Below are 1,295 nucleotides of genomic sequence, written 5' to 3'. Positions count from 1 at the left end.
GGTCGCCCCCACGGTTCCGCCCGCCGCGCACACCCCGTCCGTCCCGAACGCGCCGGAGCCGCAGATCGCCGCACCGCCCGCCCTCACCGACGAACTGGCCCACACGGGTGCCGGCGGGCTTGCAACGGCGATTCCGGTGGGTGCGGGACTGCTGCTCGCGGGCGGCGTGCTCTACCGCCGCGCCCGGTCCCGGTCCCTGTCCCGTACCGTCGCGTAACGACGCGAACACGGACAAACGAGGGCGCGCGCGAAGACACATACGACGACGTGTACGGACATGCCTGGGGCGGGCCTCGCAGCAGCGGGGCCCGCTCCGTCGTCGTCACCAGGTGGCGCGGACCTGTCGGATGATGCGCCGGCGCAGCCGCACTCTGCGGCTGCCGTCCCGATGCAGGCTCAGACGGTCCAATTCCCAGTGTCCGTACTCGGCGTGGTCGGTCAGCAGACGGGTCGCTTCCTTGCGGGAGACCCCGCGCGGCACGTACACGTCGACAAATTCGTATTCCGGCATCGCATCTATTGTGCGGCCAGAGCCCTCGTACGGATAGCGTCTGCTCTATGTCTGATGCTGCGCAGCCCACCGCTGCCGAGGTACGTGCCGCCGCCGAGGCGGTCAAGGTAGCCCTGGACCGCCACCTCGCGGCGGTCGAACACCGCACGGGGGAGGACGACCCGGCGGTGTCCGAGGCCTTCAACGCCCTCGCCGTCGCCGCCGAGGTGTACGACGAGCGGCTCTACCACCGGTACGACGAGGTCACCCCCTTTGAGATCCCAGATCCGGACGACTCCCTTCCGCCATACGCGGGACCCGAGGAGCCGAACGCCCTCAGTGTGCTGATCCGGCGCGACTACGCGGTGGCGGAGCCACAGCGTCTGCTCGCGCAGGCACAGCGCATCGCCGACGTGGAGGGGGACGACGGGACCGGGGCGGTGGTGGGCAGCAGTGTGCACGCGGCGCTCGGGGTGCTCTTCGGGGAGTACGAACCGGACGAGATCGCGTCCCGGCACAAGGAATTCGGCCTTGAGGAGGGCGATTCCACGTTGTGGGTGGCGGCGGCGGAGGAGCTCCCGGAGCCGGGGGAGTGGCTGAGCGCGCCGTTCGACCACGCGGATCCGCAGCAGGTGGTGTGCCGGTTCGATGTGAGCGCGGTCTTCGACGAGGACGATCTGGATGCGGACCTGGACGATCTGGAGGAGCAGGAGGTGTAGGTCCTGGCCTCTGCCCGGTGCGTTTGGTTGCGCTTACTGATGTCCTCAATCGCCGGACGGGCTGGGTTTGTCGTGGTGACGGGGGG

Annotated in this window: 2 protein-coding genes and 1 pseudogene; 2 read left to right on the top strand and 1 reads right to left on the bottom strand. The window is 69.7% G+C overall.

Features of this window, described 5'->3' with window-relative positions; translation table 11 throughout:
* A pseudogene (locus tag GT042_RS04350) lies at positions 1 to 217 on the top strand (hypothetical protein); the annotation flags it as partial.
* A gap of 105 nt (positions 218 to 322) precedes the next feature.
* Here the strand turns inward: GT042_RS04350 and GT042_RS04345 are convergent.
* Positions 323 to 511 (bottom strand): DUF5703 family protein, encoded by a 189-nt coding sequence (locus tag GT042_RS04345; RefSeq protein WP_005319466.1) that lies wholly within the window; start codon positions 509 to 511, stop codon positions 323 to 325.
* Positions 512 to 558: 47 nt separating this feature from the next.
* Between GT042_RS04345 and GT042_RS04340 the strand changes: the two genes are divergently transcribed.
* Positions 559 to 1,209, top strand: coding sequence for a hypothetical protein (locus tag GT042_RS04340; protein ID WP_161307362.1), 651 nt, complete (start codon positions 559 to 561; stop codon positions 1,207 to 1,209).
* Positions 1,210 to 1,295: the final 86 nt, after the last annotated feature.

Origin of the sequence: Streptomyces sp. SID3212, assembly GCF_009865405.1 — a bacterium.
Taxonomy (GTDB): Bacteria; Actinomycetota; Actinomycetes; order Streptomycetales; family Streptomycetaceae; genus Streptomyces.
Note: the sequence above shows the minus strand (reverse complement) of the source record. Positions and strands in the feature narration are given on the sequence as shown.